This is a genomic window from Streptomyces montanus, assembly GCF_005786655.1.
GTDB classification, from domain to species: Bacteria; Actinomycetota; Actinomycetes; order Streptomycetales; family Streptomycetaceae; genus Streptomyces; species Streptomyces sporangiiformans.
Window position 1 is genome coordinate 154,639 of the sequence record NZ_VBZC01000009.1, and the last position, 14,417, is coordinate 169,055.

The window sequence follows — 14,417 nt, forward strand, 5'->3', positions numbered from 1 at the left end:
GGCAAAGACGGGCGTCGGCACGCACTGCCGGATGTCCGGGCGTCTGAACGCAGCCGAACGATCATTTTCTGCTGCTGGACAGACAAGGGCGACTGGTCCTGCCGATCCCATGAGGGGCGCACGAAGGATTTGAGGGGGCGCACGGCCTATTTCGTAGGCGACGGGTCCTCCAGGTCCAACTCGAGAACGGCGACTCCGGCCGCTCCCGCCATGGCGAGGACGACCTTGTTGACGGATTCGCCTGAGGGGCGCACGGACAGCGTGTGCACAGGGTTTCCCGTGGCCAGCCGCAGGATGCAGCAAGACGTTGTCGCATCCCAGACCCGGATCGTGCCGTCCCGAGAGGAGCTGGCGACGTAGGAGCGAGCGACATCAGCGGACGTTGTCCAGGTAGCGATGGCCTCGACGGCGGCTGTGTGGCCTCGAAGGGGCTCGCCGATGGGTTCGAGGGTGCGCAAGTCCCATATGCGCACCGTGCGGTCATCTCCACCGCTGGCGAGGAAAGGCGGCAACGGGGAGGTGCCCGTGTTGATGGCCACGGCATTGATGATCCCCTGTCGACAGTAGAGGACTTTTTTGGGCGCATGGTCTGTGGCCGCCCACAGGCGCACCGTCCCGTCAGCACTGCCAGAAGCGAACCAGTCCGCGCTGACTCCGTCGGACGCCGCCGCTACGGTTCGGACCGTGTAGGGATGCCGCCACTGCTGTAGCGGTCGTTCTCTGTCCAGGTCCCAGAGCCGGACTGTGAAATCGTCGCCGCTGATAGCCAACCGCCGTCCATCGCAGGCTGCAGTCGAGGCGAGGGCGTGTATGGGCCGGGAGTGCCCCTTGAGAAGGACGCCGGCAGCAGCACCGCGTACGGGGTCCCAGGACCGGATGCTGTGGTCGGATGCCGCCCAGAGGAGTAAGCGCCGGCCTTCGTGCTCCGGTGCCCAGTTGAGGGCAGACGAGGCATGCTTCGAGTCCCTGCCGAACGAGCCGGTGACCGCCCCGGTGAGGGTGTCCCAGACCTGGGTTTGCGCGGTGCTGTAATTGACGGCCAGGAGCGGTGTGGCAACGGACTCCGGAGTGATTGCCGCAGCTAGGGCTGCGGGGGCTGTGGCGGTGCCCCGAATCGCGTGGCGGATGGAATGCGTGTCCCAGAGCCGGACGGTGTTGTCCCGAGCGGTGGAGGCGAGTCGGTCGCAGTCGTCGGCCGAGATCGTGCGCAGGGCTGTCATGGCGTCCGTGTGTCCGGTGAGCTGACCGGTCCTATGCCTGGTGTCCATGTCCCACAGGTCGATCGTTGATCCGGAGCCGGCCGCGGCGAGTAGGTCCGAGCCGTCGATGCGCAGTGCCGCCAGGGCGGTGACCGGCTCTCCCTCCCCTCGGAAGATGGCTTGGAGGCCTGAGGCCGTGTCCCACAGGGTGATGGAGCCGTCGCTGTGGCCAGTTGCGACCCAGCCCGGCACGGTTGTTTCAGTCAGGCACCTGACCGGAGCGCCCACAGGGTACTCATGCAGTAATCGATGATCCGCGGTGTCCCACACTTTCAGCGTGCGGCCGGCACCGAGCAGCAGTTGCCGTCCGCCGGGGCCGATGGCGAGGCCCAGTGCGAATGCGGCCTGTTCCAACGGATGAGCGCTCATGTCGGCCAGGTGGAGTTCCTCCGAGTGCTCGCGCCAGAGTTTTACCGCGCCGCCACCGTTGACAGCTGCCACAGTCAACGTCCCTGCGCCGTCGCGGTATCCGGCGACAGCAGCGGTCCAGGTACGCCCCCCGAACGTCATATGGTCAAGCAGGGTCCCCCGGACCGTGTCCCAGACGCGTACCGTGCCGTCGGTGCTGCCAGAGACAAGCGCTCCATCGCCGGTGGAGTGCGCCACGAAGAACAGGCATCGCACGTCGCCGTCGTGCGCGGGAATCCGGTCCCCGACAGGTGTACCGGTAGCCGTGTCGATGAGCTCGATGCCGCCCGACTCACTGCCTACAACCAGCAGTTGCGCACCATCGGGACCTTCGGCCGTGGCCAGCGACAGACTGCGACGGCTGAGTGTCGCGAGCACGTTGGAGGGCGGCGCCCATTGTGACCAGAGGACACACAGGCGGGAGCCCGCGAATTCTGCGGCCTCCTGAGGCAGGTCGTGCCGGGGAACACCGGGAAACCGCAAGGCTGTGTAGGCCAGATGCAGACTGGAGCAGCGGGAGGGGAGATCCGCGTCCTGGACGTAGGGCTCGATGGCAGCCCATGCCGTGAGCCATTCCCGGTTCGCACGGCGTGCGTGTGGGAGGCCGAGAAGTCCCCGGACCGCGTCGCCGGAGACCCACGGCAGCAGGCCAGGCGGCACGTGGCTGTCATCCAGAGCCTCGCCGAGCGCGGCATGGTGAGCCAGGTGCCGGGTCAGATAGGGGTGCGGCACGGTCACTGCATCAGGCTTGACCAAACGCGCCAGTGCGGCTGCGATGCGTGCATGGGCCTGCTGCTCACCGGTGTCGGCGCTCCTCTGCCGCTCATCCGGGTTCATCCAAGGCCCTCCTCATCTCGTGCGGCGGCTGAGGCCACTGGCGCAGCATCACCCCGAGTTGCTCGTGGGCGGGTCGGTACACAACGTGGTCATCCTCGATGTCATGCGTGAGGTATCCGGCAAGTCGGCCTTCGAGGAGCCGTCGGATCTTCTCGTCGGCGTGATCGATACGGGCCTGCAGCAGCGCTGAAGCCACGGCCGGCCACACCTGGGCCCACGGCATCCCGCGCCCCAGCCCGAACGCGGTGGCGCGCAGCAGGGCTAGCGCCTCCTCCCGGTTCAGGCCGTCATCGCCGACCTGGTTGAGATCTTGCTCGAACAGCCCCACGGTGCCCCGGTCGAGCCGTGAGAGCCACAGCTGGTTGCGGAGCAGTGTGATTCCGTCGCTGCGACGCAACTGTTCGGCGGCCAAGCGGGCGTCCAGGAAAGACCGACCTGCATGACGTGCCACTCGCTCTGCTGCCGAGGCGATCACCTTCGGGTCGGTGCTCCACGGCGCCCCGGCCAACAGAGCAGTCACGTAGGCGGCGATATCCGCCTGCACCCCCTCTCCGTCCGTGCGCACCACCTGCGCTGCCGGGAAGACAAGCCGGAGTTCCTGCACTAGCCCAGGAACCCCGGTGGCGTCGGCCGCCACCCGGGTGCCTGGGCTGGTGCTGCGGACCCCGATGAGGAGACGCAGGCCACTGTGGCCAGAGGGAGGTTCGGTTAACGTGGAGTCGGCAGCCTGGGCGGGGATGGAGATTCTGTCCGCCATACCGGGCCCGCCGGCATAGCCGGCGAGAGGCACGAGAACATCTCGGATGCAGGCACCAGCCTCCGGGGATTCGTCGAGGCCGTCGACGACCACCGTAACCGTGCCCTTCTGACGGGATGTGAAGAAGGTGCGCAGCCCTTCCTGCCATTGCCGCAGAGCATCTGCCGCAGGTTGTGCGCGGTCCCGCTCACCGCCCAGTCGGGTACCGATGGCTTTGATCAGGCTCAGCGGCCCGCGGTTGCGGGCCGAAACCGCCACGTGGATCGATCCCTCGTCCGGGACGGTGTCAGCGGGCGCCTTACTCACCGCCTCTGCGTAGCGGGGTGACGCTCGGAAGGCGGAATCGCTGAGCGTCACTGCCCGGGCCAGTACCGCGGATTTCCCACTGGCGGCGGTGCCGGTCACGATGAGGACGCCCGCGGGACCTTTGACGAAGGCGGTCAGTCGGCGGTTGAGTCCCTGGCGGCCGGAGAAGTACCAGCCGGGATCGTCGCGGCTGGCGCGGCCGCTGGCGCGGTCCAGCCAGTACTCCAGTTCCTCGGGCGTGGCTGCGACTTCCTCTCTGGCTTCTGTGACCACCTGCGGTTTGGGCCGGTAGCCAGGGTTGGGCAGGGTGGGGATCGGGGTGCCGAGCTTGCCCTGGAGGACCGTTCGGGGACCCGCGAGTGAGAGATCCCGTTCTTCGTTGAGTCGGTCGGTGGCCTGCTCGAGGGCCTGCATGAATTCGGAGATCGACAGGTACGGACGGGCGATTCCGGCCGCGTCCTGAAACCACTCGAAGGCCATGCGCAGGACGACGGCGAACTCGCGGCCCAGCACTGGGGAACGGGCCCCCGTTGTCGCCACGACGTTCAGCGCCCTCCCCGGGGACCCTGGCCGGACAAGGTCGCGGGCCAGGTCCCTGAGCTCTACATCGATGCCTTCCGCCTCACAGGCGTTGACGATCACGAGTACATGGCGGGCCTGCGAGTCGAGAGCCGCGATGACAACCTCGTTCGTCGGCATGCCCGTCGCCAGCAGCCGATCAGTGTCCGTGCTTGGCAGGAGCAGGAAGTGTCTGGTGGATGTGCCGACAGCGCCGTGTGACGTGACGTAGAGGACCAGCGCCTCGTCTTCTGCCGCGTCCCGGATGCTGGAGCTGTGCAAGAAACGTTCCACATCGTGACGTTCCTCCGGCGCACGCAGAATGGTCTGTACAAACCCTTCGCCCGGTTCCGGTCCTGCCTTCCACCACGCAGTCACGACCGACAGCTGTTCCTCGATCGCCTTGGCGAACTCAGGGTCCCCGTCCTCCACCGTCACGATGACCAGTGAGCCCGCGGCCGGCCCTGCGCCCTCTTCACTCTTTGACGGATTGGCCTGCCCGACTAAGCCAATCTCCCCGTGCTCCCCCTGCATGTTCTCTATTGTTCACAGCCATGAATCGCCACGGGCCAGAACCTGCGAACTCCTCCGCCACATCGGCTGTGACCGCCGACATCACCCAGGACGCCGTTGTCATCGTCCCGGGCATCATGGGCAGTGAGCTCTACGACACCGTCACTCAGAAGACCGTCTGGGGCTTATCCGGCGTGTCGTGGCTCTTGAAGGCATGGACACGACCCAAGGGCCTCGAGCCGCTGCGCCTGACTCCGGAGGAACTGGAAGGCAAGACCACCCGGATCAAGCCCACACAACTGATGCGCCACTCATCCTGGACTCCCTACCTCCAGGGGTTCGAGCCCTACACCAACCTGATCAATGCGGTCCAAGGCTGCGTCGCCGATTCGGCCGCTGTCCTGGAGTTCGCCTACGACTGGCGCCTGCCCGTCGCCGTCAACGGCCACCTGTTGGCCGAGGCCGCCCGCCGCCACCTAACCGCCTGGCGACTGCATCCTGCCCACGACGCCGCTCGGCGCAACCGTGTGGACGAACGTCCGGCACGCCTCGTCTTCGTCGCTCATTCCATGGGAGGCCTCGTCACCCGGGCCGCCCTCGATGCCCCGCACGACGGTGCTCTGGCCGACGACACGCGCGCCGTACTCACCCTTGGTACGCCCTTCTACGGTGCGGTGAAGGCAGCCGCGATCCTCAACACCGGGCGCGGTGCCCCAGTCCCGCTCCCGCACCGGCAACTGCAATCCATCTCAGCCACCATGCCAGGCCTTCATGACCTTCTTCCGCAGTACGCCTGCCTCATCGACGGGAACGATGTCCGTCGCCTCACCCCCAGCGATGTGACAGACATCGGAGGTAATGCCGAACTCGCCCAGGCAGCAGTCGAGTTCCAAGAAAAGCAGGCCAACGTCAGGTTGCCCGGGCACTGGGCAGTGGCCGGCACCAATCAGGCCACCATGCAAAGTCTCACGATCCGCGACGGAGTGGTTCACCCGCATCACCACGGAGCTCGCCAGCACACCAGCGGTGACTTCATCCGCGACTCGCGCGGCGGCCTGAGGTTCTATGACGTCAAAGGTGACGGCACCGTCTACAAGGATTCCGCAGCCGTCGGACCCGCTGTCACACCACTTCCGCTACAGCATGGAGCCGTCGCCTCCGATCGCGTCGCGCTCAAGGCCGTAGCGGAAATACTGCGGGACGACGAACACTTGGGCCCGCCTCAGGGCGCCCCCGGCTGCGGACTGGAAGTTCCCGATCTGGTAGAAGTCGGAACCGCTTGGAATATCATGCTCAGCGGCGTGGATTCCTTGGCTGGTCTCCGGTGCGAAATAGCCGACGCTGCGGGTCAGAACCCGCAGGTCATCAAAGCAGGCTGGGGTGACGGGCAGATCAAGGCCAGGACCACCGTGAACGTTCCAGGCTTGTACCGTGTCACCGTTCGTACCATTGACGGCCACACCATCACCCAACTTGTACTGGCCAGTGAAGCCGGAGCTATGCGGGAAGTGGACTAGGAGCCAGCCTCGGGAATCAACGTTCCAGTAACGACATTTACTGTCGCCGGCGAGTGGTCCAATGTGCAGGACGTCCGCCTTGGGTCCCTGGTGTCTTCACAGAAGTGCCCTGGCCAGGAATGAGAACGAGTTGTGTTCTGATCGAATTCTCCGCCGCCCGCGCAAGTAGCGAGATACCGGTGCCGTTCTCGGCCCGTAAGGGTGTGCCGGTCTCGGCTGCGAGGGCCTTGACGCTGGCGCAATGTGTCTTGGTTGGGCGTCGCACACACGCGCCACCAAGCGTAGGCAGCCGACTTCGAGCGATCCCGTTTTCACGGGAAAGAGCCGGGGCTTGACTGCCAGTCTGGGCCCACGAACGACACCATCGTTCACCGCCATCCGGGTGAAGCATTGCGTGTGCCAGGAAGCCTTCGAGCCGACAAGAACGTGCCCGGCTTCACGGCTCTACGGGTCACTTCCAGAAGACCGACTGGCATGATCCGAGAACGCGCCCTGACCTGCAGCGATCAGCTGAGCGTTTCCGAATCGATGGGTGTGCGTTCCGGAGCGATCTCCTGGCCACCCGCTGACCTGCGGCGACGGAGTTTTCTACAAGCCCTACGAAGGCGGGGGGCTTGTGGAAAACCTTGCTGAAAATCCAGGCCGCGGATCTTCAACCAGGAGCACAAGCCCGCTGGTCAGACGTGGTGCGACGTCCTCCGCAGTGTCACCTGAGCGGACAACGCGACGCACCAACGACCGACCAGGGACAGCGTAGCGGATGCGCGCCAGCGAGGGTCCTCTGTATAGGGGAAGGAGAGCGGAGCGGCGAGCTAGTGTGTCTCTGACCTGGCATTTCTGTGGCTTGCAGCGAATGATTGGTGGACGTTGAGGGTGCGGGGACCGAGGTCGGTGGGACCGTTCTGCTCCCTGCGTCAGCTTGTGGGGCTACTTGACGCTGTCTCGCCGGGCCTGGCATGACAGGCCGCCCCCTGTTCCCTGGCGGTAGGTGGCCCCAATGCCACAGGGGACAGTCGGCACACCGCGTCAGGGACCGATTGGGGGAGATGCTCGGTGTGACAGAACCCGGCATATGCACAGCCGGATGCTGGCGGACAGCGAGAAGGGGCGCCTCGGGCGGTCACGTCCACGGGGTGTCGGTACGGCGGCGGAGAACCGGGCGCAGGACCTCGATGACGCCGGGGTCGTCCACCGTGGACGGGATGGGTTCGTCGTGGCCGTCGGCGATACCGCGCATCGTCTTGCGCAGGATCTTTCCCGAGCGGGTCTTGGGCAGGGCGGCCACGACCGTGACGTCCTTGAGAGAGGCGACGGCGCCGATGCGCTCGCGTACGAGCCGGACGAGTTCGGCCTCGACCTCGATCGGTTCGCGGTTGCTGCCGGCTTTCAGGACGACGAAGCCGCGCGGGATCTGTCCCTTGAGTTCGTCGGCGACGCCGATGACGGCGCATTCGGCGACATCGGGGTGGGCGGCCAGGGCCTCTTCCATGCTGCCGGTGGACAGCCGGTGTCCGGCGACGTTGATGACGTCGTCGGTGCGGCCCATGACGAAGACGTAGCCGTCGTCGTCGATGTGGCCGCTGTCGCCGGTGAGGTAGTAGCCGTCGTAGGCGGAGAGGTAGGAGGCGACGTAGCGGTCGTCGTCCTTCCAGAGAGTGGGGAGCGCGCCGGGCGGCAGGGGAAGCCTCACGACGATCGCGCCGTCGACGCCCGCGGGCACCGGCTCGCCCGAAGCGTCGAGGACGCGGACGTCCCAGCCCGGCAGCGGGCGGGTCGGGGAGCCGGGCTTGAGGGGAGCGGCCTCGATGCCCACAGGGTTGGCGACGATGGGCCAGCCGGTCTCGGTCTGCCACCAGTGGTCGATCACCGGCACGCCCAGCAGGGCGCTCGCCCAGTGATACGTCTCGGGGTCGAGGCGCTCGCCGGCGAGGAAGAGGTAGCGCAGGTGGGTGAGGTCGTAGCCGGCGGTGAGCGTCCCCTTCGGGTCCTCCTTGCGGATGGCCCGGAAGGCGGTGGGTGCCGTGAACATGGTCTTGACCCGGTACTCGGCGGCCACCCGCCAGAACTGGCCCGCGTCCGGGGTGCCGACCGGCTTGCCCTCGTACAGGACCGTGGTGGCGCCGGCCAGCAGGGGTGCGTAGACGATGTAGGAGTGCCCGACGACCCAGCCGACGTCGGAGCCGGTGAACATCGTCTCGCCCGGGCCCACGTCGTAGACGGCGCCCATCGACCAGTGCAGGGCGACCGCGTAGCCGCCGCAGTCACGCACGACTCCCTTGGGTTTTCCGGTCGTTCCGGACGTGTAGAGGATGTACAGGGGATCGGTGGCGGGGACGGGGACGCAGTCGGCCGGCGGCGCGGCGGCGACCAGGTCGGCCCAGTCGAGATCGTCCGCCCCCAGCGCGGCCGGCGCCTGCGGGCGTTGCAGGATCACACTCTTCTGCGGCTTGTGGACGGCGAGTTCGATGGCCCGGTCGAGCAGCGGCTTGTATGCGATGACCCGCTTGCCCTCGATGCCGCAGGAGGCGGAGACGACCACCTTGGGAGCGGCGTCGTCGATGCGGAGGGCGAGTTCGTGCGGGGCGAACCCGCCGAAGACGACCGAGTGGACCGCGCCGATCCGTGCGCAGGCCAGCATCGCGACGGCGGCCTCCGGGACCATCGGCATATAGATGACCACGCGGTCGCCGTGTCCCACGCCGAGTTGCACGAGCGCTCCGGCGAAGGCCGCCACCTCGTTCCTCAGCTGCGCGTAGCTATAGGTGCGTTGGGCGCCGGTCACGGGGGAGTCGTAGATGAGCGCGGGTTGTTCGCCGTGTCCGGCTTCGACGTGCCGGTCGAGCGCGTTGAAGCAGACGTTGAGCCGCCCGTCGGGAAACCAGCGGTAGAACGGTGCGCCCGAGGAGTCCAGGGCGCGTTGCGGAGCGACGTCCCAGTCGATGCCCTCTGCCGCCTTCAGCCAGAAGCTCTCCGGGTCCTCGGTACTGGCGCGGAAGACATCCTCGTACGTTCCCATCGCGCACTCCTTTGCGGCATCGAGGGACGGTGGTGGGGCTGCGTGTGGAACGGCGTCGGACACAAGTACCGCATGCCGGCCGGCATGGTCGAGCAGGATGCCGGAGACCGGCGGACCGGTCACCGGCATCGCGGTGGTGCGGCCGCCTGGCCGTCAGGCCCCGCCCCGCTGTCAGGTGCAGCTGCTGCTCACGCGCCGAGGTGCTTACGGAGCCACTGGCCCATCTGCTGGATCGCCTGGTCCACCTCGGGTACGCGCCCGGCGCCCAGGACGAACGAGTGCTGGCCCTCGGGCATCGGGTGGACCTCGGAGGTGACCTTGAAGTCCGCGAGTCGGCGGCCGAGCTGGGCGCCGTCGTCGGCGAGGGTCTCGTATTCGCCGTAGTGGACGGTCGTGGGCGGCAGGCCGGTCAGATCGGCGTTCGCGAGGCTGATCTGCGGGTCGGCGAAGTCCACTCCGGGGTCCTGCAGCCAGGCTCCCCGGAAGAGCTCGAGGGTGTTCCTGCTGAGCATCTTGTCGTTGTCTTCGTTCGCGTCCACCGACGCATTCTGGATGGTGAGGTCGGTCCACGGCGAGACGCTGACGATCGCGCCCGGGGTCGCCTCGCCCTTCGCGAGCAGACGCAGCGGGAGCATCACCGCGAGCGTGCCGCCGATCGAGTGGCCCGTGCTGCCGATGTTCCGCGGCTCGTAGCCCTGCGAGAGCAGCCACCGGTAGGCCGTCTCGGCATCGTCGAGCTGCGCCGGGTAGGGGTGTTCGGGCGCGAGGCGGAAGTCCACGACGAGCGAGCGGGCTCCGGCCGCCTTCGCGATGTGGCCGGCGGCCTTGCGGTCGGAGTGCATCGAAGCGGTGACGGATCCGCCGAAGTGGAAGTGGAGCAGTGCCCGGTCGGGGTCGGCGCCCTCGGGGATGGCCCACAGGGCGGGGACGCCACCCGCGTCCACCTCGGCGTAGGTGACGCCTTCCGGCTCGGCCGACGCCTTGTGGTTCGAGTCGACGATGTCGCGGATGACGGCCAGGTCGAGGCCGGGTGTCGACGACTTCGCGCTCACACTCGCGAGGAACTCCGCGAACCCGTGTGCCTCTGGACTGATTCCCATGGTGGTGCTCCTTCTCAGACGGGTGCCGTGCCGGGTTCCTCTGCGGCAGCCGGGTCGATGTGCTCGGCATGACGCTACTGGCTGAGTATAGGAAAGTAAACTCAGGTGGGGTTGGAATCACCCATCGTGGAGGCGCTCCGAGCCCTGTGCCAGGATCTTGAGGTGCCCACCCCTCAAGCCCACGGCATCGACACGGACGAGTGGTCCCGCCTGTTGCCCCTCATGGCCGAGCAGGCGCTCGCGTCCGGATCCCCCGCCAACAACCCCGTCGTACCCACCGTGGACGAGATCCAGGATCTCTACGCGCAGATCTACGCCTGACACCCGGCGAGTGAGGAACGTGATGGCCACGACAGCCAGGTCCGCGCGGAGACGAGATGACGACCGATGACTGATACCGCTGCGGTCGAGATTCTCGCCGACGTCCACCGGGGCGTCGGCCGGATCCTTTTGAACCGGCCCAAGGCGCTCAACGCCCTGACGACAGGCATGGTCGCCGCCATCGACCGCGTGCTCGCCGGGTGGGAGCACACACCGCTGTCCGCTGTGGTGCTTGCCAGCACCAGCACGAAGGCGTTCTGCGCCGGCGGAGACATCCGCACGATCCGCGAGCACAGCCTCGCCGGGGATGCCGAGGCCAGTGAGCGGTTCTTCGCCTCCGAGTACCGGCTCAACGCCCGGATCGCCGAGTATCCCGTGCCGGTCGTGTCGCTCATCGACGGCCTGTGCATGGGCGGCGGTCTCGGTCTGTCCGTCCACGGCAGCTTCCGCGTCGTCACCGAGCGCGCGGTGCTGGCGATGCCCGAGACCGGGATCGGGTTCTTCCCGGACGTCGGGGCCAGCTACTTTCTGCCGCGGTTGCCCGGCGCGATCGGCATGTACCTGGGGCTGACCGGGCATCGGCTCGACGCGGCCGACGCCCTGTACACGGGGCTGGCCACGCACTTCGTCCCCGCGGACGGGCTCGAGGCGGTCGGGGATGCGCTGGCCGACAACCCCGGCGACCCGGTGGACGTGGTCCTGAACCGCCTCGCCGGCCGCTCCCCGGTGGCGGGCAGCAGGCTGGCGGAGGTACGCGGGGGCGTGGACTGGGCGTTCGGCGCGCCGGCCCTCGGCGAGATCGAGAAACGCCTGCGCCACCTCGACACCCCCTGGGCGGCAGCCGCGCTGGTCGCCCTGGAGTCCGCCTCACCGCAGAGCCTGGAGATCACCCACACCCTGCTGGCCCGGGGCAGGCAGCGCACGTTGCGCGAGTGCCTCGGCACCGAACTCGCCCTCACGCGCACGACCATCCGCACTCCGGACTTCCTGGAGGGCGTCCGTGCGGCTCTGGTCGACAAGGACCGCAGTCCCACCTGGCAACGTGCGTCGCTCGGCGGACGGACGCTGCCGGCCTGAACATGTCCGCCGTGATCACGCTCCCGACACGCTACGGGTGCGAGGGCTTGACCACGGCTCGGGTCGGCGTAGAGCCGTGTGGCGCGCTGTGCCGCGAGCCGTATGGCGTGCGGAAGGGCACCGAGACGCCTGCAACGGCGGCTCTCCGCGACCGTAGTCGCCATTGGATCGCCGACGGCGTCGTCGCCCCTCCGGTGACCGTGCCGGACGGAGGGGCTGTGGCCGGCAAGGTCTCAGTCGTTGTCGGGCACCATCGAGACCACGACCTTGCCGGCCTTGGTGCGGCCCTGCTCAACGTGCGCCATCGCCTCGAGCGTCTGGTCGAACGGGAAGGTGCTGTCGATGACCGGGCGGAGCTTCCCGCTGTCGTAGAGGGCGCCGAGTTTGCGGAGCTGGGAGCCGTTGGCCTGCATGAAGAAGGATTGGTAACCAACGCCCAGCGCCTTCGCCTGCTTGCGGATCTTTCGGCTGAGAACGTTCATGACCAGGCCCAGGAAGGAGGGGGCGCCGAGCTGCTTGGCGAAGCCGGCGTCCGGCGGGCCGACGACACTGATGGCCAGGCCGCCGGGCTTCAGCACGGTCAGCGACTTCTCGAGGTTCGCTCCGCCCAGGGAGTCCAGCACCAGGTCGTAGCCGGACAGCACCTTCGAGAAGTCTTCCTTGGTGTAGTCGACGACGACGTCGGCACCGAGGCTCCTGACCAACTTCTCGGTCTTGGTGTTCGTGGTCGTCGCCACTGTGGCGCCGAGGTGTTTGGCGAGCTGGATGACCGTCGAGCCGAGGCCACCGGCACCGGCGTGGATGAGCACCTTCTGCCCCGGCTTCACGTGGGCACGGTCAACGAGGACCTGCCAGGCGCTCAGGGCCACCAGCGGCACTGCGGCTGCCTCTTGGAGGGTGAGTGAAGCCGGCTTGGGTGCGACGTCGTCCTGGTCGATCGCGATGAACTCCGCGAAGCCTCCGATCCGCAGGTCGCGCGGACGGGCGTAGACCTCGTCGCCGACTTTGAGGCTGTGTACGGCGGAGCCGACCCGCGTCACGACGCCGGCCACGTCGTGGCCGAGCACGAAGGGAAGCTTGTACTTCAGGAGCTGCTTGAACTCCCCGTTGCGGACCATTTTGTCCAGCGGGTTGATACTGGCGGCGCTCACTCTGACCAGGACGTCGCGGTCTCCGACCGTGGGCTCGGGTACCTCTGCGGCGCGTGCGCCGTCCTTGCCGTACTTCTCGACGACGAATGCCTTCATGCCGGCCGCCTTTCCATGTGGGTGTTCCAGTGGTCGATGTGATTCGTCGCGCAGGTCCCCCTGCGCGCCCGTTTCCCGCGTGCGGCCGGGTTGATGTGCTGGTCATGACGCTACCGGCTGAGTATGGAAAAATAAACTCAGCTGGGGTTAGTATCGCTCCCATGGATGCGAGGACCGAAGCACTTCAGGGCGCTGGCATGGACCATCGACTCGACCGGGACACGTCGAACTGCTCGATCGCGCGGACTCTTGAGGTTGTGGGTGAGAAGTGGACGATCCTGATCCTGCGCGAGGTCTGGTACGGCTCGTCCCGCTTCGGCGACTTCGAACGTGTCCTGGGCTGTCCTCGCAACCTTCTCGCGGCGCGGCTCCGGATGCTGGTGGAAGAAGGGATCCTGGCCACCGAGACCTACAAGGAAGCGGGCTCGCGGAGCCGGCCGAAGTATGTGATCACGCCCAAGGGCGTGGATCTGGTCCCGGCCGTGATGGGGCTCCTGCAGTGGGGTGACCGCTACCGCGCCGACCCGGAGGGCCCTGCCGTACTGGCGCGACACCGCGGATGCGGCGCGCACGTCGACACCCAGATCCGCTGCGAACGGGGCCACGCCGTGCAGGCGGAAGACATCGAGAGCGTCCCCGGCCCTGCATTTCGTCTGAGGCCCGCCGGGTGAGCTGAGCGCGGGTTGCGTCAGGTCGAGAGGTCGCAAACGTCCTGCGCGTCCGCAACGCTCACAGCTTCGACAGATGGGCCAATGGGCCGCCGACGGACTCCTCCGCAAGATCGGTTACGGGAAGTACGTCCTTGTCGGCGCATGGAAACTCGTCCCCTTGACGGGCCCAACAACCGCTTGACCACGTGGTGTTGGGCCCCAGCCGCATAGCCCGTGTCCAGGATTCCGGGTCAAGGCCCGTGTGGTGCGGTCAGGGCCTTGTGGGTCGACTCCAGGATCTTCTCCGACAGGTCTGTGCCCGCCGTGGCCCGGGCAAGCAGGATCGCGCCGACCAGGGTGGCCACCACGGGAAGGCCGTCGTTGGCGTCGGTAGACATCCACGCCGCGAATTCCTCGACCCCGGCTGCGTACGTTTCGCGCACCTCCCCGGCTGTGGACTCGCGAGCCATGTCCCCTGCGAATCCCGCGGTGGGGCAACCGGTGCCGGGCTGGTCACGGTGCTCGGCCGACAGGTAGAAGTCGACGAGGGCGTCGCGCGCGGTGTCGTGATCGCCGTGGGCCGTATCGAACGAAGCCAGGAGTAGGTCAAGGTCCCCGAAAGCGGCTTGAGCCGCCTCGGCCACCAGGGCCTCCTTGGAGGGGAACTGCTTATAGAAGCCGCCCGTGGTCAGCCCGATGGACTTCATCAGATCGGCGACGCTGATGCCGTTCACGCCGCGCTCTCGGAAGAGCTGGGAGGCCGCGGCGACCGCCCGCCTGCGGTTCTCGAGCGCTTGTGCTTGCGAAACGCGACTCATCAGTCACCTGCCCACGTTAGATAGCAAATCGCA

Annotated in this window: 10 protein-coding genes; 4 read left to right on the top strand and 6 right to left on the bottom strand. The window is 67.4% G+C overall.

Annotation, left to right across the window (positions count from 1 at the left end):
* Nucleotides 1–146 precede the first annotated feature (146 nt).
* Both FE633_RS10380 and FE633_RS10385 read right to left on the bottom strand, forming a co-directional pair.
* On the bottom strand, nucleotides 147–2,504 hold the full coding sequence (locus FE633_RS10380) for a WD40 repeat domain-containing protein (protein ID WP_138044818.1): 2,358 nt from the start codon (nucleotides 2,502–2,504) through the stop codon (nucleotides 147–149).
* On the bottom strand, nucleotides 2,491–4,659 hold the full coding sequence (locus tag FE633_RS10385; RefSeq protein ID WP_138044819.1) for a hypothetical protein: 2,169 nt from the start codon (nucleotides 4,657–4,659) through the stop codon (nucleotides 2,491–2,493). The genes FE633_RS10380 and FE633_RS10385 overlap by 14 nt, the downstream gene beginning before the upstream one ends.
* Before the next feature lie 68 nt (nucleotides 4,660–4,727).
* Between FE633_RS10385 and FE633_RS10390 the strand changes: the two genes are divergently transcribed.
* Nucleotides 4,728–6,155 (top strand): esterase/lipase family protein, encoded by a 1,428-nt coding sequence (locus FE633_RS10390; protein WP_246113542.1) that lies wholly within the window; start codon nucleotides 4,728–4,730, stop codon nucleotides 6,153–6,155.
* A 1,120-nt stretch (nucleotides 6,156–7,275) separates the two neighbouring features.
* Here the strand turns inward: FE633_RS10390 and FE633_RS10395 are convergent.
* A complete protein-coding gene (locus tag FE633_RS10395) occupies nucleotides 7,276–9,171 on the bottom strand; it encodes a propionyl-CoA synthetase (RefSeq protein WP_138044820.1) in 1,896 nt (631 codons plus the stop codon).
* Nucleotides 9,172–9,359: 188 nt separating this feature from the next.
* Nucleotides 9,360–10,271 carry an alpha/beta hydrolase gene (locus tag FE633_RS10400; protein ID WP_138044821.1) on the bottom strand — a complete coding sequence of 304 codons (912 nt, stop codon included), beginning with the start codon at nucleotides 10,269–10,271 and terminating at the stop codon, nucleotides 9,360–9,362.
* Between the two features lie 162 nt (nucleotides 10,272–10,433).
* On the opposite strand from FE633_RS10400, the gene FE633_RS10405 reads away from it, so the two are divergent.
* Both FE633_RS10405 and FE633_RS10410 read left to right on the top strand, forming a co-directional pair.
* Complete coding sequence (locus tag FE633_RS10405; RefSeq protein WP_138044822.1) at nucleotides 10,434–10,592, top strand: iron-containing alcohol dehydrogenase; 159 nt, start codon at nucleotides 10,434–10,436, stop codon at nucleotides 10,590–10,592.
* Nucleotides 10,593–10,658: 66 nt separating this feature from the next.
* Nucleotides 10,659–11,669, top strand: a complete 1,011-nt coding sequence (locus tag FE633_RS10410; protein WP_138044823.1) for an enoyl-CoA hydratase/isomerase family protein — start codon at nucleotides 10,659–10,661, stop codon at nucleotides 11,667–11,669.
* Between the two features lie 233 nt (nucleotides 11,670–11,902).
* Here FE633_RS10410 and FE633_RS10415 read toward each other — a convergent pair whose 3' ends face one another.
* Nucleotides 11,903–12,916 carry an NADP-dependent oxidoreductase gene (locus FE633_RS10415; RefSeq protein WP_138044824.1) on the bottom strand — a complete coding sequence of 338 codons (1,014 nt, stop codon included), beginning with the start codon at nucleotides 12,914–12,916 and terminating at the stop codon, nucleotides 11,903–11,905.
* A gap of 197 nt (nucleotides 12,917–13,113) precedes the next feature.
* On the opposite strand from FE633_RS10415, the gene FE633_RS10420 reads away from it, so the two are divergent.
* Nucleotides 13,114–13,587 carry a winged helix-turn-helix transcriptional regulator gene (locus FE633_RS10420; RefSeq protein ID WP_138044825.1) on the top strand — a complete coding sequence of 158 codons (474 nt, stop codon included), beginning with the start codon at nucleotides 13,114–13,116 and terminating at the stop codon, nucleotides 13,585–13,587.
* A 230-nt stretch (nucleotides 13,588–13,817) separates the two neighbouring features.
* Here FE633_RS10420 and FE633_RS10425 read toward each other — a convergent pair whose 3' ends face one another.
* Entirely contained in the window at nucleotides 13,818–14,384 is a 567-nt protein-coding gene (locus FE633_RS10425) for a TetR/AcrR family transcriptional regulator (RefSeq protein ID WP_138044826.1), read from the bottom strand.
* Nucleotides 14,385–14,417: the final 33 nt, after the last annotated feature.